At 61.7% G+C, this 16005-nt stretch carries 14 protein-coding genes and 2 pseudogenes; 12 read left to right on the top strand and 4 right to left on the bottom strand.

Translation table 11 applies throughout. The annotated features are described in order from the left end of the window. Positions 1-91: 91 nt before the first annotated feature. From G5575_RS04545 to G5575_RS04535, 3 genes and pseudogenes are all read right to left on the bottom strand, one after another. Positions 92-1143: pseudogene (locus G5575_RS04545) on the bottom strand (LacI family DNA-binding transcriptional regulator). Positions 1144-1203: 60 nt separating this feature from the next. Next, positions 1204-2100: a sugar phosphate isomerase/epimerase family protein gene (locus G5575_RS04540; RefSeq protein ID WP_164533272.1), complete on the bottom strand. Its 897-nt coding sequence runs from the start codon at positions 2098-2100 to the stop codon at positions 1204-1206. Beyond that, positions 2097-3143, bottom strand: coding sequence for a Gfo/Idh/MocA family protein (locus G5575_RS04535; protein WP_164533271.1), 1047 nt, complete (start codon positions 3141-3143; stop codon positions 2097-2099). Before G5575_RS04535 ends, G5575_RS04540 begins: the two co-directional genes overlap by 4 nt. 157 nt (positions 3144-3300) lie before the next feature. Between G5575_RS04535 and G5575_RS04530 the strand changes: the two genes are divergently transcribed. The 9 genes and pseudogenes from G5575_RS04530 (at position 3301) to G5575_RS04490 (ending at position 11643) form a co-directional block, all read left to right on the top strand. Continuing rightward, positions 3301-4356, top strand: a complete 1056-nt coding sequence (locus G5575_RS04530) for a LacI family DNA-binding transcriptional regulator (RefSeq protein WP_164533270.1) — start codon at positions 3301-3303, stop codon at positions 4354-4356. 14 nt (positions 4357-4370) lie between these two features. Beyond that, positions 4371-5330 (top strand): NAD-dependent epimerase/dehydratase family protein, encoded by a 960-nt coding sequence (locus G5575_RS04525; protein WP_164533269.1) that lies wholly within the window; start codon positions 4371-4373, stop codon positions 5328-5330. Between the two features lie 97 nt (positions 5331-5427). Then, complete coding sequence (locus G5575_RS04520; RefSeq protein WP_164533268.1) at positions 5428-5922, top strand: GAF domain-containing protein; 495 nt, start codon at positions 5428-5430, stop codon at positions 5920-5922. A 59-nt stretch (positions 5923-5981) separates the two neighbouring features. Then, positions 5982-7592, top strand: a complete 1611-nt coding sequence (locus tag G5575_RS04515; RefSeq protein WP_164533267.1) for an ABC transporter substrate-binding protein — start codon at positions 5982-5984, stop codon at positions 7590-7592. A gap of 174 nt (positions 7593-7766) precedes the next feature. Further along, positions 7767-8813, top strand: coding sequence for an ABC transporter permease (locus tag G5575_RS04510; RefSeq protein WP_207632991.1), 1047 nt, complete (start codon positions 7767-7769; stop codon positions 8811-8813). Next, complete coding sequence (locus G5575_RS04505; RefSeq protein ID WP_164533266.1) at positions 8810-9706, top strand: ABC transporter permease; 897 nt, start codon at positions 8810-8812, stop codon at positions 9704-9706. The genes G5575_RS04510 and G5575_RS04505 overlap by 4 nt, the downstream gene beginning before the upstream one ends. Continuing rightward, a pseudogene (locus tag G5575_RS04500) lies at positions 9703-10538 on the top strand (ABC transporter ATP-binding protein). The gene G5575_RS04505 and the pseudogene G5575_RS04500 overlap by 4 nt, the downstream one beginning before the upstream one ends. 2 nt (positions 10539-10540) lie before the next feature. After that, complete coding sequence (locus G5575_RS04495; RefSeq protein WP_207633038.1) at positions 10541-11260, top strand: ABC transporter ATP-binding protein; 720 nt, start codon at positions 10541-10543, stop codon at positions 11258-11260. 83 nt (positions 11261-11343) lie between these two features. Beyond that, the gene (locus G5575_RS04490) at positions 11344-11643 is read left to right on the top strand and encodes a hypothetical protein (RefSeq protein WP_164533264.1); all 300 of its coding nucleotides are present in this window, start codon (positions 11344-11346) and stop codon (positions 11641-11643) included. 99 nt (positions 11644-11742) lie between these two features. On the opposite strand, the gene G5575_RS04485 is transcribed toward G5575_RS04490, so the two are convergent. Next, on the bottom strand, positions 11743-12675 hold the full coding sequence (locus G5575_RS04485) for a phytanoyl-CoA dioxygenase family protein (protein WP_164533734.1): 933 nt from the start codon (positions 12673-12675) through the stop codon (positions 11743-11745). A 191-nt stretch (positions 12676-12866) separates the two neighbouring features. On the opposite strand from G5575_RS04485, the gene G5575_RS21475 reads away from it, so the two are divergent. The 3 genes from G5575_RS21475 to G5575_RS04475 all read left to right on the top strand — a co-directional run bounded on the left by G5575_RS21475 (position 12867) and on the right by G5575_RS04475 (position 15840). Beyond that, positions 12867-13310: a cupin domain-containing protein gene (locus G5575_RS21475; protein ID WP_328765835.1), complete on the top strand. Its 444-nt coding sequence runs from the start codon at positions 12867-12869 to the stop codon at positions 13308-13310. Then, on the top strand, positions 13274-13675 hold the full coding sequence (locus tag G5575_RS21470) for an AraC family transcriptional regulator (protein ID WP_328765834.1): 402 nt from the start codon (positions 13274-13276) through the stop codon (positions 13673-13675). The genes G5575_RS21475 and G5575_RS21470 overlap by 37 nt, the downstream gene beginning before the upstream one ends. Positions 13676-13779: 104 nt before the next feature. Beyond that, positions 13780-15840, top strand: a complete 2061-nt coding sequence (locus tag G5575_RS04475) for an ATP-dependent helicase (protein WP_164533263.1) — start codon at positions 13780-13782, stop codon at positions 15838-15840. The last annotated feature ends 165 nt before the right edge of the window (positions 15841-16005 follow it).

Raw genomic sequence — 16005 nt, 5'->3', positions numbered from 1 at the left:
TGGCCGCGTCCTGTGCCGTGTTGGATTTCCTCTTTCCAGACGGCGCTTTCCTCCGCTGCCATGGGCACGCCAATGCCTGTGGCAGCACTCCCTAAACCTCCTGAAGCACCTCTTCTTCGGCGCGGTTCGCGACGCGGTCGCTTCCGCAGGATTGGCGCAACACGAGCTTGCATGGCAGCGTGCGGATGCCCGGCTCGACCGGCTGCCCTCGGCAAGGTCCAGGATCAGGCGTCCGGCCTCGCGGCCGAGTTCCTTGAGATTCATGTCGATCGTAGTGAGCGGCGGGCGCGTAGCCGCCGAGACGATTTCCCAATTATCGAAACCGACCACCGAAACCTCGGCAGGCACGTCGACGCCGCGCTCGCGCAGCGCGTCGACGACGCCGCGGGCAATCTGGTCATTCCCGCAAAAAATGCCGTCTGGCCTATTGGGCTGCGCCCAAAGTTTGGCGACTGCCTCGTGCCCCCACGCCTCCGACCAGGCGCCATGCAGCACCATCGCGTCCTGGCCCGCCGAAGCTCGGAACGCCTCGGCGCGGTTCTGGACGGAGGCGAAGCTATCCGGCCCTGTGACATGGACGAGGCGGCGACGGCCATGAGCCAGCAGATGCTCGGTCGCCTCCCGCGCTCCTTGCCTGTCGTCGGAAACCAGCGTCACCGCATCCGCCGGCCCTTCGGTAAAGGCATAAACCACCGGCACGGGGAGATTGGACAAATCCACCGGCAGGCGGCGATCGATGCGCTTGCCAGTGGCGATGATGCCATCGACCTGCTTATCGAGCATGGCATCGACATGGATCTTGCCGAGCGCCGCATCGTCCTCGATGCCGCAGAGGAACACCGATACACCCTGGTCGACCAGCGCTTCGTTGATGCCGGCCATCACCGGCAGGGTAAACCGGCCGTAGGTGTCGTTGGTCAAAAGCCCGATGGTGAAGCTGCGCTGGCGGGTCAGCGCCCGGGCCATGGCATTGGGCCGAAACCCCAGAGCGGCCGCCGTCTGCTTGACGCGGGTGCGCGTCGCCTCGGTCATCCTGCCGGTATCATTGAGGGCCTTGGAGGCAGTCGCAACACTGACGCCAGCCACGCGGGCGACGTCATAGATGCGAATGCGCTCAGCCTTAGCCACGTCAGCATACCTCAAAGGAAAACCCTTTTCTCACCCTAGGTAAAACGGTTTCTCAGCTTTCGTCAATAGTCATACTTATACGTGGACAAAACTGCCGCCGCGGGCGTTCTGGAGGTGCTTGAGTGCGTAAAGCTGCCCTGTCATTTCCAGATCGTCGCGATAGACCGGATCGTGCCAGCCCTCGATGTCGATCGATCCCGACCAGCCAGCCAGACGCAGTTCGGAGATGATGTCGGTCCAGTTGCTGTCGCCAAAACCGGGAGTGCGCATGAAGACAAAGGGCAACTTGCCGAAAATGCCATGCTCGCGAATGACGTCCCAGCGGATGGTCGCGTCCTTGCCATGCACGTGGAAGATCTTGTGCGCCCATTTGCGAATCTGCGGCAGCGGATCGATCAGGTAGACCATCTGGTGGCAAGGCTCCCATTCGAGCCCGATGTTGTCCTGCGGGGTTTCGTTGAACATCAGCTCCCAGGCATCGGGATTGTGGGCGATGTTCCAGTCGCCGGTCTGCCAATTGCCGTCCATGGCACAATTTTCGAAAGCGATGCGAACGCCCTTGTCGGCGGCGCGCTGCGCCAGTTCGGTCCAGACCCTTTTGTATTGCGGCAGGCTATCGGTCAGCGGCTTGCCCCGTACCCGGCCGGTAAAGCCGGCGACGCAGGTGGCGCCGAAGTGGTGGGCATTGTCGATGCAGTCCTTCCAGCCCTGGAGGGTCTGGCGATCCATTTCTCCATCTTCCAGCGGATTGCCAAACATGCCGATGGTCGAGATGGTGATGTCGCGATCCCCGATCGCATCGAGGCTGCGCTTGCCCAATTCGGCGATGTTCTGGCCATTGGTGGTCTGCCAGAAGAACGGCTCGAAGCTTTCAAAGCCCTGGTCAGCGATCTCGGCAATGCGCTCGGCCGCCTTGCCGGACGAGGCCGAAATCATGGTGCCGATGCGGATGGATTTTGCGGGATCGCTCACGTGCTTGGTCCTAAATCGATAGTGACGCGCTGGCCGGTTTTTGCGCTTTCGATCGCGGCAAAGACCATGGCGAGGCTCTTGATATTGTCCGTAGAAACTGTTTCCGGCTGACGACCGCTTTCGATGGCGCCGAGAAACTCGGCGATGACGCTGGCATGGCCGTGCGTCTGGTCCTCGTCTACCGGCGGCGGGACGTCGACCGTTTCGAGCTCGCGGAAAAAGCCGGTGTCATTGGCGACGACCTTGGCATCGAAACTTTCGTCTCCATCCCACAGCAACGTGCCCTTGCTGCCGACGACGCGCCATGAGCTCTCCCAGGACGTCTTCGCGCCTTCCGCAGCCCAGGAGCCGCGATAGTTGAAGACGACGTTGTCGGAGAACTCGAAAATCGCGTTGGCGGCGGCGCCGTGGCGGTACCAGGAGCCGGGCGGATTGGTCTCAAGGCAATAAACGGCCTTGGGTACCTTGCCGGACATGAAGCGCGCGGCGTCGAGCGTATGGATGGCCATGTCGAGCAGCAGCACGTTTTCCATCTTGTCGCGAAAGCCGCCGAAATGGGCGCCGATGAAGAAGTCGCAGTTGAGGCTTGCGAGCTCCCCGATAGCGCCGCTTTCGATCAGCCGGCGAATGCGCCGCACGCCCGAGATGAAGCGCCGGTTCTGCACTACGGCATGAATGAGCCCGGCCGCCTGGGCCTCGGCGATCATCTTTCGACCCTCGTCGAGGCTCGTCGCCATCGGCTTTTCACTGAGCACGTGGCAGCCATGGCGCAGGCCGGTCGCCACCACACCGGCACGAGCCACCGGAATGACCACATCGAACAGGAGATCAGGCCTGGTCTTCTCGAGCACGGCATCCAGGTCGGTCCCGACCACCGCGTCCGCCAAGCCGAACTCCGCTGCCCGGGCTTCCGCTGTCGCGCGATCGAGATCGACAAGCCCGACGACCTCGACCCGCCCCTTCAGCAGCGGATGTTCGGAAATGGCCGACAACCAGCCTTTGGACATGCCGCCGCAACCGGCAAGCACCGCCGTAAATACCAAGATTTCCTCCCTGGGCCTTGTGTGCCTGCCGTCTATCGCAGCTTTCGGCACACTGTCCCGTAAACGTTTACGACGCTATTCTTGGCGGACCAGACGTGTCAATACGAAATCGTAAACGTTTCTGGAGCCAACCAGAACGGTGGAGATCCTTGTGGAAATGACCGGCATCAGGCGTCTCGCGCAGGAGCTGAACGTCTCGATCGGCACGGTGTCGCGCGCCCTCAACGGCAAGCCCGACGTCAACGAGGAAACCCGCAAGCGCGTGCTCGAAGCTGCCGCCGCCATGGGCTATGTCGCCAACCAGGCCGGCCGTGCCCTGCGCAAGGGCTCGACGGGCGTGATCGGCTTCATGATGCAGACCGGGCACGAAATCACCGGCGAAGGCGATGTCTTCTTCATGAGCGTCTTCGATGGTGTGCAGACCGTCTTCGCCCGCCACCAGCTCGATCTCGTCGCGCTCCTGTGCTCATCGGAAGAGGATCCGGACGCCTATATGCAGCGCGTCGTCGCCCGCGGCTTTGCCGATGCCCTGATCATCTCGGCGACCAAGCGCGAGGATCATCGCATCGATTTTCTCGCCAAACGCAATATCCCTTTCATCGCCCTCGGCCGTTCCAAGACCGATGCCGGCCATCCTTGGCTCGATCTCGATTTCGAGGGCATGGCCGAAATCGGCGTCAGCCGCCTGATCGAGAAAGGCCATCGCCGCATCGGCGTTTTCGCGCCGCTCGATGACACTAATCTGGGCTTTGTCTTCGTCGATGCCTACCAAAAGGCACTCGCCCGGCATGGCGTTACCTTCGATCCCGACCTAGTCTTCCGTGCCCATCCCAATGAGCGCGGTGGCCATGCCATTGCCTATGCCATCGCGGCCATGCCGGCCGACCGCCGCCCCACGGGCTTCGTTTTGACCAACGAAGTCATGTCGCTCGGCCTTTATAACGGCCTCTACGAAGTCGGCCTGCCGCCGGGCCGCGCCATTGCCGTCATCGGCCGCGACAGCCCGCAGGCGCATTTTCTCGTGCCAAAACTCACCTCGTTCCGCCTGTCACTGCGCGACCTCGGCATCGAACTGGCCGAGTCGCTGCTTGCGACAATGCCGCTCTATGCCGAGCACTACCCTTTGGGCATCGTGCGCAAGCTGGTAGGGCTCGATCTCATCGAGGGCGAGAGCGACGCCGTGCCGTTTCGTGAAATGACGCTCGGCGCCTGAATTTGGAGAAAGCGATGACTGTTGCGGTTCTGGGTGGCACCGGCTTTATCGGCTCGGCAATCGTCGAAAGCCTGGTGCTGCGCGGCCTTTCACCGGTTGTCATCGCACGCGGCGAGCATCCAATCGTGCTTCCGGACGGCGCCGTGTTCGAAGCTGCCGACCGCATGGACCGCGAGCGGCTGTCATCCATATGCGACAAGCACGGCATTACCACCGTCATCGACATCTTCGCCCTCGGCATGCTCAACACAGCGCCGGTTTTAGCCGCTTTGGAAGATGCCGGGCGGCGCTACGTGCTGCTGTCCTCCGTAGACGTGTACAGCAATTACGGCGGGCTGCTGCGCCGTGAAGAGCCTGCGGTGCAACATCATCCGGCCGTCGAAACCGATCCGCTGCGCAGCTTCCGATATCCCTATCGCGGCAACGCCCGGCGGCCGAAAGGCGTCGACGATGCGCTCTTTGACGATTACGACAAGATCATTATCGAAGAAACAGCGCTGGCCGACCAGCGCTTTTCCACCACCGTCATCCGCGCGCCGATGATCTTTGGACCCGGCGACAAGCAGCATCGCTTCGCCTGGGCGATCGAGGCCATCCGCGCCGGCGGCACGATCCGCCTGGACGAACGCGCCGCCCATTGGCTCAACTCCTACGGCTATGTCACCGACGTCGCCGAAGCCATCGTCGTGGCCGCACTCGACCCGCGTGCCGCCGACCGAACCTATAATGTCGGCCAGTCCTTCGTGCGCACACCCGTCGAATGGCTCCATCGCTTTGCCGAAATCATGGGCATCAGTATCGACATCGAAACCGTCCCGGCATCCGAACGTGGTCTCCTTTGGGAACGCGCCGAAGCGTCGGACCTCCGCTATCCTTTGACCCTCGACACCAGCCGCATTCGTGCCGAACTCGGCTTTTCCGAACCAACCAGTGAAGACGCAGCCCTGCACAAGACCATCGCGGCCGGCGGCTGAACCTTGTTGACACCGGTTCAAACAGGGAATCTAGTATCGCCGAAATGACTTGGGGCGGGCTTTTGGAACTGCAAACCAATAGCGTCGATCTGCCCGTATGAGCGCCATCGACCGGGCCTTTGCCCATGACCTTGCCAGCAGCCTTGCTGCCGGGCCTCAGCAAGTCATCGCGCTCGTCAACAGTGTTGTCCAAGCCTTGTCCGGCGTCCGCACGGTCACCTGGCTTGCCGTCGCGCCTGACCATTCGGTCACTCACCGCATCGGCACGTCCGACAAGGTGAATTTCCCCATCGGCGGCTTCGACCCCATCGATGACGGCGCCTGGAACCGGCGCATTTTTGGCGACAAGCGCGCTGTGGTTGGCAACACGCCCGAGCAGATGCGCCAGTTCATCCCGGAAACCGATCAGCTCGTCGCCATGGGCTATGGCGCAACGCTTTGCGCACCCATCATCATCGGCGGCGAGGTGCGCGGCGTGCTCTGTGCCCTGGGCGACGCAGGCATCCTGACGCCAGACCTCCTTGCCGAAATCGACACGATCCTACCCATTGCCGCACTGGTCTTCACCTTCAACGGGATCAGTGAGCGATGATGCTGCCAACACCAGCCGGCGAGGGCCGGCCGCATAAAATCACAAACAGGGAGACTGCCATGCGTTTGTACAAGACGCTCGTTGCGGCCGCTCTCGGCACGGTCATGTCCGTGTCGGGCGCCTTTGCCGAGACACCCGCCGACACGCTCGTGATCGCCGATGCGATCGACGACATCATCACGCTCGATCCGGCCGAAGTGTCCGAAGTCGGCGGCGTTTTGATGAGCCAGCAGATGTATCAGCCGCTGGTCACCTTCGATCCCGCCGATCCGACCAAGATCGTCGGCGTTCTGGCGGAAAGCTGGGAAGTCTCGGAAGACGGCAAGACTTTCACCTTCACCATGAACCCGAATGCCAAGTTCGCCTCGGGCAATCCGGTGACGGCCAAGGACGCTGAATATTCGCTGCAGCGAGTCATCCTGCTCGATAGCCGCATTTCCTTCATCCTGACTCAGTTCGGCATCACCAAGGAAAACGTCGCCGAAAAGATCAAGGCGATGGACGATGCAACGCTGGTGATCGAAGTCGACCAGAAATACGCGCAGAGCTTCGTGCTCTACGTTCTCTCGTCCTTCACCGGCGGTATCGTCGATAGCGTCCTCGTCAAGGAACACGAAGGCACCCGCGAAGACGGCAGCAATGACTATGGCAATGCCTGGCTGAAGGCCGACAATTCTGCCGGTTCCGGCCCCTATGTGCTGACCAAGTGGGACCCCAAGGTCTCGATCCTGATGTCGCGCAACGAAAACTACTGGGGCGAAGCGCCGGGCGTCGAGCGCATTTTCCTTCAGCACATGCCGGAAAGCGCGACCCAGCGCCTGGCGCTCGAAAAGGGCGACATCGACATTGCCAACAAGCTTGGTCCCGACGATATCGGTGCCGTCGAGGGCAATGGCGACATCCAGGTGCTCGAAGGCAATTCCTCGACAATCTACTACATGGGCGCCAATGTCCGTGATGAGGCCTTGAGCAATCCAAAGGTCATCGAAGCGATGAAATATCTCATCGACTATGATGGCATTGCCGAAACCATCGGCCGCGGCACGATCAAGGTGCACCAGACCATGATCCCCGATGGGTTCTTGGGCGGCAATATCGACTACAACCCCTATTCCTTCGACCTCGAAAAGGCCAAGGCGCTGCTCGAGGAATCCGGCGTCAGCTTGCCTATCACGCTCGACACCGTGGTGTGGAACGTGCCGCCCTATCCCGATTATGCCCAGGCCGTTCAGGCCACCATGGCGCAGGCCGGCATCAACCTCGACCTCCAGGTCGTCGATGGCGGCCCGTGGCTCGATCGCTATCGTTCGCACGATCTCGATATCTGGGTGGGTCTGTGGGGTCCGGATTATCCGGATCCACATTCCAACGCCAAGGCCTTTACCGTCAACGATCCGACCGATCCCGATGGCGCAAAGGGCAACCTTGCCGATCGCTTCGGCTGGAATTCGGGCCCGTTGTCCGATCAGGTCCTGGCCGCCGTCCAGGAACAGGACACGCAAAAGCGCGCCGAAATGTATGACGAGATCCAGCGCGCCCATACCGACAGCTCGCCGTTCCTCTACATGTTCCAGGACAGCCGCCGCGTCGCCATGCGCTCCGACGTCAAGGGAGTCGTCCTCGGCATCACCTTCTCGGACGACCGCTACGGCGCCGTGACCAAGGAATAGTTGGTCCACCTAGTCGCGCAGTCGACACCCTCCCCCTCGCGGGGAGGGATCAAGGGTGGGGGTCTTATGCCCCAACGAGCGTAAGCCCCACCCCCTCCCAACCTCCCCCGTCAAGGGGAGGTGTAGTTCGGTGATTGCTGCCGGATCGCGTTCGAACCAACAGGCCAAACGTTTTTGCCCGCCACGACCAACCGACCGCTGCGCCTCTTCATCGATATCGGGCTCTGGCTGCTTACCGTCGCCATCACCCTGCTCGGTCTGGCGGCATTGACCTTCTTTATCGGCCGCATCCTGCCTATCGATCCGGTGCTCTCGATTGTCGGCGAAAAGGCACTGCCCGAGGTCTACCAGCGTGTCTATCTCGAGCTCGGCCTCGACAAGCCGCTCTGGCAGCAGTTTATCGACTACGTGATCAAATTGCTGCGCGGCGATTTCGGCACCTCGTTCTCCACCTCCCGGCCGGTGCTGACCGATCTTCTTAACTTCTTCCCGGCCACGCTCGAACTCTCGACCATCGGCCTCCTGATCGGCGTCGCCCTTGGCGTCCCCATGGGTGTGGCCTCGGCCTATTGGCACGAGAAATGGCCCGACCACCTGATCCGCATCATTGGTCTTGTCGGCTATTCCGTGCCCGTTTTCTGGCTCGGCCTCGTTGGGCTTTTCGTCTTTTATTACCTGCTTGACTGGGTGGCGGGTCCGGGCCAGCTCGACGTCTTTTATGTCGGCGTTGTCGACCGCGTGACTGGCATGATCCTGATCGACAGCGCTCTGGCCGGCGAGTGGGACATCTTCTGGAACGCCGTCAGTCACATGATCCTGCCGGCACTGCTTCTGGGCTATTATTCGCTGGCCTACATCTCGCGCATGACCCGCTCGGTGATGCTGGACCAGCTGAGCCGCGAATATGTGCTCACCGCCCGCCTCAAGGGCGCCAGCGAGTTCCGCGTGGTGATGGGCCATGCCCTGCGCAACGCGGCCATCCCCCTTGTCACCGTCATCGCCCTTTCCTATGGCGGCCTGCTCGAAGGCTCGGTGCTGATCGAGACCATCTTTTCCTGGCCCGGCATCGGCAACTACATCTATTCCTCGCTTTTTGCCGCGGACATGAATGCCGTCCTCGGCGGCACGCTCCTGGTCGGCATCGTCTTCGTGCTCCTCAACATGCTGAGCGACGTGCTTTATCGCGTGCTCGACCCACGCTCGCGGGAGCTCGCCAAATGAGTTTGGAAAACCAGATTGACACGCGAACTGCGCTCCGCGCCGCGCGCATCACCGAGTTAAAGCGCTTCGCTGCCCGGTTCATGCGCAATCCGCTCGGTGTGCTCGGGCTGATTATTGTTCTACTGCTGCTGTTCACAGCCGCTTTTGCCCCGTTTTTGGCAACCCATGATCCGTACCTACCGACGCTCTCGGCCCGCCTTTCCGCGCCGAACGCAGAATTTTGGTTCGGCGCCGACGAGTTGGGCCGCGATATCTATTCGCGCCTCATCTACGGCTCGCGCCTCACCCTTCTCATCGTAGGGCTGGTAATCGTCACCTCTGCCCCGATCGGCTTGGTCATCGGGGCCGTCTCGGGTACGGCCGGCGGTTGGGTGGATGCAGTCTTCATGCGCATCACCGACGTCTTCCTGTCCATCCCCAAGCTCCTGCTGGCGCTGGCCTTCGTTGCCGCGCTCGGCCCCGGCATTGTCAATGCGGCGCTCGCCATTACCCTCACCGCCTGGCCGCCCTATGCCCGCCTCGCCCGTGCCGAGGCGCTGGTCATCCGCAATTCCGACTTCGTCAACGCCGTCCGCCTCGCCGGTGCCAGCGAAGCCCGCATCGTCTTCCTTCACATCATCCCGATGTGCCTGTCCTCGGTCATCGTGCGCATGACCTTCGACATGGCCGGCATCATCCTCACCGCCGCCGGCCTTGGTTTCATCGGCCTTGGCGCGCAACCACCTCTGCCCGAATGGGGCGCCATGATCTCGACCGGCCGCAAGTTCATCTTCGACCAGTGGTGGGTCGCCACCATTCCCGGCGCCGCCATCTTCGTTGTCTCGCTCGGCTTTAACCTCTTGGGCGACGCCCTGCGCGACCTGCTCGACCCGCATCTGAGGCAGCGCAATTGAGCAACCTGGTCGAAATCGAGAACCTCCATGTCGCCTTCCGCAATGACGAGGGCGAGCTCAAGGACGCCGTGCGCGGCGTTTCCTTCACCCTAGGCCGCGAAAAGCTCGGCATTGTCGGCGAAAGCGGTTCGGGAAAAAGCCTCACCGGCCGCTCGCTGCTCGGCGTATTGCCGGCCTATGCGAAAATGAGCGCAGAAAAGCTCGTTTTCGATAACATCGATCTGGCAAAAGCCTCCCCCGAACGCGCCGCGCGCTACGCGGTGGCCGCATGGGCATGATCCTCCAGGATCCCAAATTCTCGCTCAACCCGGTGATGCGCGTCGGCGACCAGATCGTTGAAGCCATCCGCATCGGCGACCGCCGCATCAGCCGCCGCGACGCCCATCGCAAGGCCATCGAGATGCTGGAACAGGTCCAAATCCGCGAGGCCGCACGCGTCGCCCAGCTTTACCCGCACGAACTTTCCGGCGGCATGGGCCAGCGCGTCATGATCGCCATGATGGTGGTACGCGAACCCGATCTGCTGATCGCCGACGAACCCACGTCTGCGCTCGATGTCAGCGTCCGCATGCAGGTCATGTCCATCCTCGACGAACTGGTGGCCCGCCGCGGCATGGGGCTGATCTTTATCAGCCATGATTTGAAGCTCGTGTCCAAATTCTGCGACCGGGTCATCGTCATGTATGCCGGCCGCATCGTCGAAACCATCGAGGCCAAGCGCCTTCACGAGGCGACGCACCCCTATACGCGCGGGCTTTTGTCCTGCCTCCCCGAGATCAACGGGCCCCTCGAGCCATTGCCCACCCTCCAGCGCGAGGCGAGCTGGGCATGAGCATGATCGGCATCGAAAACCTCACCGTCCGCTATGGCGGCAATGCCGTGGTCAAGAACGTGTCCTTCAGCGTTGCAGAAGGCGAGAGCTTCGGGCTCGTTGGCGAAAGTGGATCGGGCAAATCCACCATCCTGCGCACCGTCGTCGGCTTGGTTCCAGATTGGTCCGGCAGCATCAGCGTTGCCGGCCTTGATCCGCACAAGACCGAGCGCAAGCAACTCGCACGCGTGGTGCAGATGGTGTTCCAGGACCCCTACGCTTCGCTCCATCCGCGCTATGTCATCGGCCACCAGATCGCCGAGCCGATGATCATCAACGGCATCGACAACCCTCAGCGCCGCGCTGCCGAACTCCTCGACCTTATCGGCCTGCCCGCGGCCTTCCAGTTCCGCTACCCGCACGAACTTTCCGGCGGCCAGCGCCAGCGCGTCGCCATCGCCCGCGCCTTGGCACTATCGCCGCGCGTGCTGTTGCTCGATGAGCCGACCTCGGCCCTCGACGTCTCGATCCAGGCCGAAATCCTCAACCTTCTCAATCGCCTCCGGCGCGAGCTGGGCCTCACCTTCGTGATCGTCAGTCATGACCTCGCCGTCGTGTCTTATATGTGCGAACGCCTGATGGTGCTGCGCAATGCCGAAACGGTGGAGGTTCTTACCCGCGAGCAGCTACGCTCGGGCACGATCGCCGATCCCTATACGGAGGCGCTGCTGGCGGCGAGCTGAACACCCGTTTGGGTGGGGACGGTCAGGCCCGGTATTGGCAAGGAGGGGCGATCAAGCATTGCCCAACCAAGTCTGTATCCGACATGCACAAAACCGTCTTTTTGCTCCTCGCTACCCTGCTGCCAACGATGGCCGCGACCGCGCAATCGCCCACGCAATATCTTGCACAAGCGGTCAGCACCATGCAGGCCACCAATGCCAAATGCGGCTTCGGCCTCAGCGACGAGGCCATCCTTGCCGGCAGCGCAAGGCTTGGCGCGCAGCCCGCCGACCCCGCCTTCGTCTCAGCCGTTGCCCAGCAACGCCAAGCCTTCGAAGCCAACCTCGCCTACCTGACCCCGGACTGCTCACCGACCTCTGCCGCGAAAGCCGCGCCCTGCTAAGTGAAATTGGGCTCTAGCAGGAAAAAGTTGAGGCCACGACGGATTGCCGCTCGTTAATTTAACGTGGCGAAAACCCGCTCCGGAGAGCGGGTTAGCTGACTACCACTGAGAGAGGCCGAGCAGTTTTTCCCCGAGCGGGGTGAGCTTGGCCGTGGTGGCATTGTGCTTTTCCCAGTTGCGAGGATCGCCCGGGAAGGCGTCGCGCTTTGGGCTGTCGAGTTCGCGCCAGAGGCGGATGCGCTCCTGCCGTTCTTCCTCGTTGTCGAACTCCGCTGGATGCATGGAAATATATTGCGCCATGCGCACCCGGTTGTCGGAATGGTTGGGCCGCACGCCGTGCGCCAGGAGCGAATTAAAGATCATCAGGTCGCCCGGTTCGAGATCGACATTGACGGTCGAGAGCCCGGTCATGTCCGGATGCATCGGATCGCGGTCCGAAGGCTGCGTCTTCACCCACTCGTCGAAATGCTCGAAGAGATAGGGCACGCTCTGGAAGCCGCCGACATCGCCGTCCTGCTTTTTAAGGCTCAACACGCCCTGCACGCCGATCGGGGGTGGCGCGATCGAAGTATCGACATCCCAATGGATAAAACCGTTCGGGCTGCCCTTCACCTTTTTCGGCGGGTTGAGATTGGCGCGGTCGATCGTGACCCAAAGGTCTTCGCGATCCCAGATGTCGACAAAGGCGTCGTAGACGCGCTGCTCCATCCGGTTATCCCAAAGATACTGGTGATTGTAGATCTCCAGCATGCCGGTATTGTTGAGCTCCTTCATCTTGTGCTCGCGCCGCTGCGGCGCGTACCAGGTGCTTTGGTCGGCAGGGTTCTTCTCGTCAAACTTCCAGAGCAGATCGACAAGCCGCTCCACATTTTCCGCAGGCACGGCCTGCCGGACGATCACATAGCCCTTGGTGATCCAGTGCTGCCAATCGTCCTCCGACAAGACCCGCAGCGGCAAAGTCTTTCGGATATCCTTGAGCTGCGTCGTCGCGTTGGTCGTCGGATGGCTGTCGCGTCTTACTGCCGTGGCCATGGTCTGCATCAAAAACTCCTCCCATTGTTCCAAATCCCGTTTTGTGGGTGAAACGAGCCTAGCGAAGAGCAAGCGACCGTGTTGTCGGCGCGGGGACAATTCCGATACTATTCTGGCGCTCAGACCATGCAGGTTGCCAGATCAAGCCCTATCTTGAAAAATTGCGCACCGACGAGGGCTCATCCTGGGCCATGCTCAACCGTCGCCTCGAGGGCGGCATTCCGTTTCAGTGGCATCATCATCCCGAACTCGAACTGACCCTGACGCTCAACTCGCGCGGCCAGCGCTTTATCGGCGATCATGCCGGCACCTATGACGATGGCGACCTGGTTGTGGTGGGCGCAAACCTGCCCCACACCTGGCACTCCACAGAGAGCATCGATGCCGGCGCGCCCCATGTTGCGCTGGTGCTGTGGTTTGGGCAGGATTGGCTGACCGATCTCGCAGATAGCGCGGTGGAATTGCGTCCTTTGCACGACCTCGTTGCGCGCTCCCGCACCGGCCTGCGTTTTTCGACAGACCTGTCAAATTCCATCCGACCGCGATACGAGGCTCTTTTTCCCAACCGCCCGAGACAAGGCTGTTTGGATTGCTGCACGTGCTGCTGCAGCTTGCTCAGGACAAGGGCGCCATAGGGCTCGCATCGGCGCATGAGATATCTCCGTCGGGCTCGCGCGACCGTATCGACCGCGTGCTCGATTACCTGCACGCCCACTATACCGAGGATCTGCGCCTCGAAGCGCTAGCTGGCATTGCTGCCCTCAGTCAGTCGGGACTTCATCGCCTCTTCCGCAAGCACACCCAATCAAGCGTTTCCGACTATCTCATTCGCCTCAGGATCGCCGAAGCCTGTGCCCGGTTGTCAGGCACGAGCCAGCCGATCCAGCACATCGCGGCCGATGTCGGTTATGGCGCCCTGGCCAATTTTAATCGGCATTTCCGGCGACTGAGAGGCATGACGCCGCGAGACTATCGCAAGCACTTTTCCCGGAGGCGATAGAGGCTGAAACGGTCCACTTCGACCGTGCTACGCTACCTGCCTGAACAACCCTTGCGAACAAACCAAGAATACGGTCCTTTAAACACTTCTTCGAGGACCGATTCATGCCTGTCGACACCGCCTTTCTTGATGCTCTCAACCCGGAACAGCGCCGGGCCGCAGAGCATGGCGTCGGCACGGCGGCGGGCCCGCTGCTGGTGATTGCCGGCGCCGGTTCGGGCAAGACCAATACCCTCGCTCACCGGGTGGCCAATCTCATGGTCCATGGCGCGGACCCGCGACGTATCCTGCTCCTGACCTTTTCGCGCCGCGCCGCTGCCGAAATGAGCCGACGCGTGGAGCGCATCGCCTCGCGCGTCCTTGGCGTCGGCTCGGGCGCGGTCAGCGACGCGCTCACCTGGGCCGGGACGTTTCACGGCATCGGTGCCCGCCTCCTGCGCGAGCATGCGCACGAGATCAGGCTCGATCCCGCTTTCACCATCCATGACCGCGAAGACTCTGCCGACCTCATGAACCTCGTGCGGCACGAGTTGAGTTTCAGCGAAAAGGCCACCCGCTTTCCCACCAAGGGCACATGCCTTGCCATCTATTCTCGCGTGGTCAACGCCCAGGGCGATTTGGACGAGGTGCTAAAATCGGTCTTTCCCTGGTGCGCCATGTGGTCAGGGGAGCTACGGCAGTTGTTTGGCGCCTATGTTGCGGCCAAGCAGGCGCAGAACGTCCTCGATTACGACGATTTGCTGCTTTATTGGGCCGGCATGATGAGCGAGCCGGCTATCGGGGCACAGGTCTCGAGCCGCTTCGACCATGTGCTGGTCGACGAATATCAGGACACCAATAGTCTTCAAGCCGCTGTCCTCCTTGCCATGCGCCCTGATGGTCGGGGGCTGACCGTGGTGGGTGACGATGCCCAATCGATCTATTCCTTCCGCGCCGCAACCGTGCGCAACATCCTCGACTTTCCCGGTCATTTCAGCCCCAGCGCCGATATCGTGACGCTTGACCGCAATTATCGCTCGAGCCAGCCGATCCTTGCCGCCGCCAATGCGGTGATCGAGCAGGCCAGCGAACGTTTCACCAAAAACCTTTGGTCGGACCGGCAGTCGGAAGCCAAGCCCGTGCTCGTGACGGTCAAGGACGAGGCCGACCAGGTCGGCTATGTGGCAGATTGCGTGCTTCGCAGCCGTGAAGCGGGTACGCCGCTCAAGCAGCAGGCCGTGCTGTTCCGCACTTCGAGCCATTCTGGCCCGCTTGAAATCGAGCTCACTCGGCGTAACATCCCCTTCGTCAAATTCGGCGGTCTCAAGTTCCTCGATGCCGCCCATATCAAGGACATGCTGGCCATCTTGCGCTGGGCAGAAAACCTGCGCGACCGGGTTGCGGGCTTTCGCGTGCTGCAACTGCTGCCCGGCATCGGTCCGACAACGGCGGGCCGCGTGCTCGACGCCATCGGCAATAGTCCAAATCCGGCCTGGGCATTTTCCGAAGTTCCCGCACCCGCAAAGGCTGGCCAGTCCTGGACCGGGCTCGTGGACTTGATCGGCAAGCTCAGCAAGCGCGAGACCGCCTGGCCGCTCGAACTGGCCCAGGCCCGCCATTGGTACGAGCCGCTGATGGAAGGCCAATATGAAGATGCGGCCATACGGGTGGCCGACATCATCCAGCTCGAGCAGATTGCCGCGGGCTTTCCCAACCGCGAAAAGTTCCTGACCGAACTGACGCTGGATCCGCCGGATGCCACCAGCGATCAGGCCGGCGTTCCGCAGCGCGACGAGGACTACCTGATCTTGTCCACCATCCATTCCGCCAAGGGACAGGAATGGAAGTCGGTACACGTGCTCAACGTCGTCGACGGTTGTATCCCCTCCGACCTCGGCACCGGCTCGACACACGAACTGGAAGAGGAACGACGGCTGCTTTATGTGGCAATGACCCGCGCCAAGGACGAACTGCATCTTCTCGTGCCGCAGCGCTTCTATGTCACCCAACAGACGCGCAATGGCGACCGGCACATGTACGCGCAGCGAACCCGGTTCATCCCCCGCGAGATAAAAGCCCACTTCGAAGACATCCTGTGGCCGCCCGTAACCCCGATCCGCAGCGATCTCCTGCCGAAGGCGGGACTGTCGGTGGACCTCGCGTCCAGAATGCGCGGCATGTGGTGAGCGTCCAATGCTGACGTGGCCCAGCATCTTGGATGCACGATCGAAACGCGATGTAAGCCTGAAAGGAAATGGCGGAGAGAAAGGGATTCTCACCCGTTTTCCTGATAAGCTACTGCCCCGTCTGTGAAATAAGACAACTGTGACTCGCCACTGTGACGGTCAACT

The organism is Devosia aurantiaca (assembly GCF_011058215.1).
Taxonomy (GTDB): domain Bacteria; phylum Pseudomonadota; class Alphaproteobacteria; order Rhizobiales; family Devosiaceae; genus Devosia; species Devosia aurantiaca.
The sequence above is the reverse complement of the archived record's forward strand: the minus strand, read 5'-3'. Positions and strand labels throughout refer to the sequence as shown.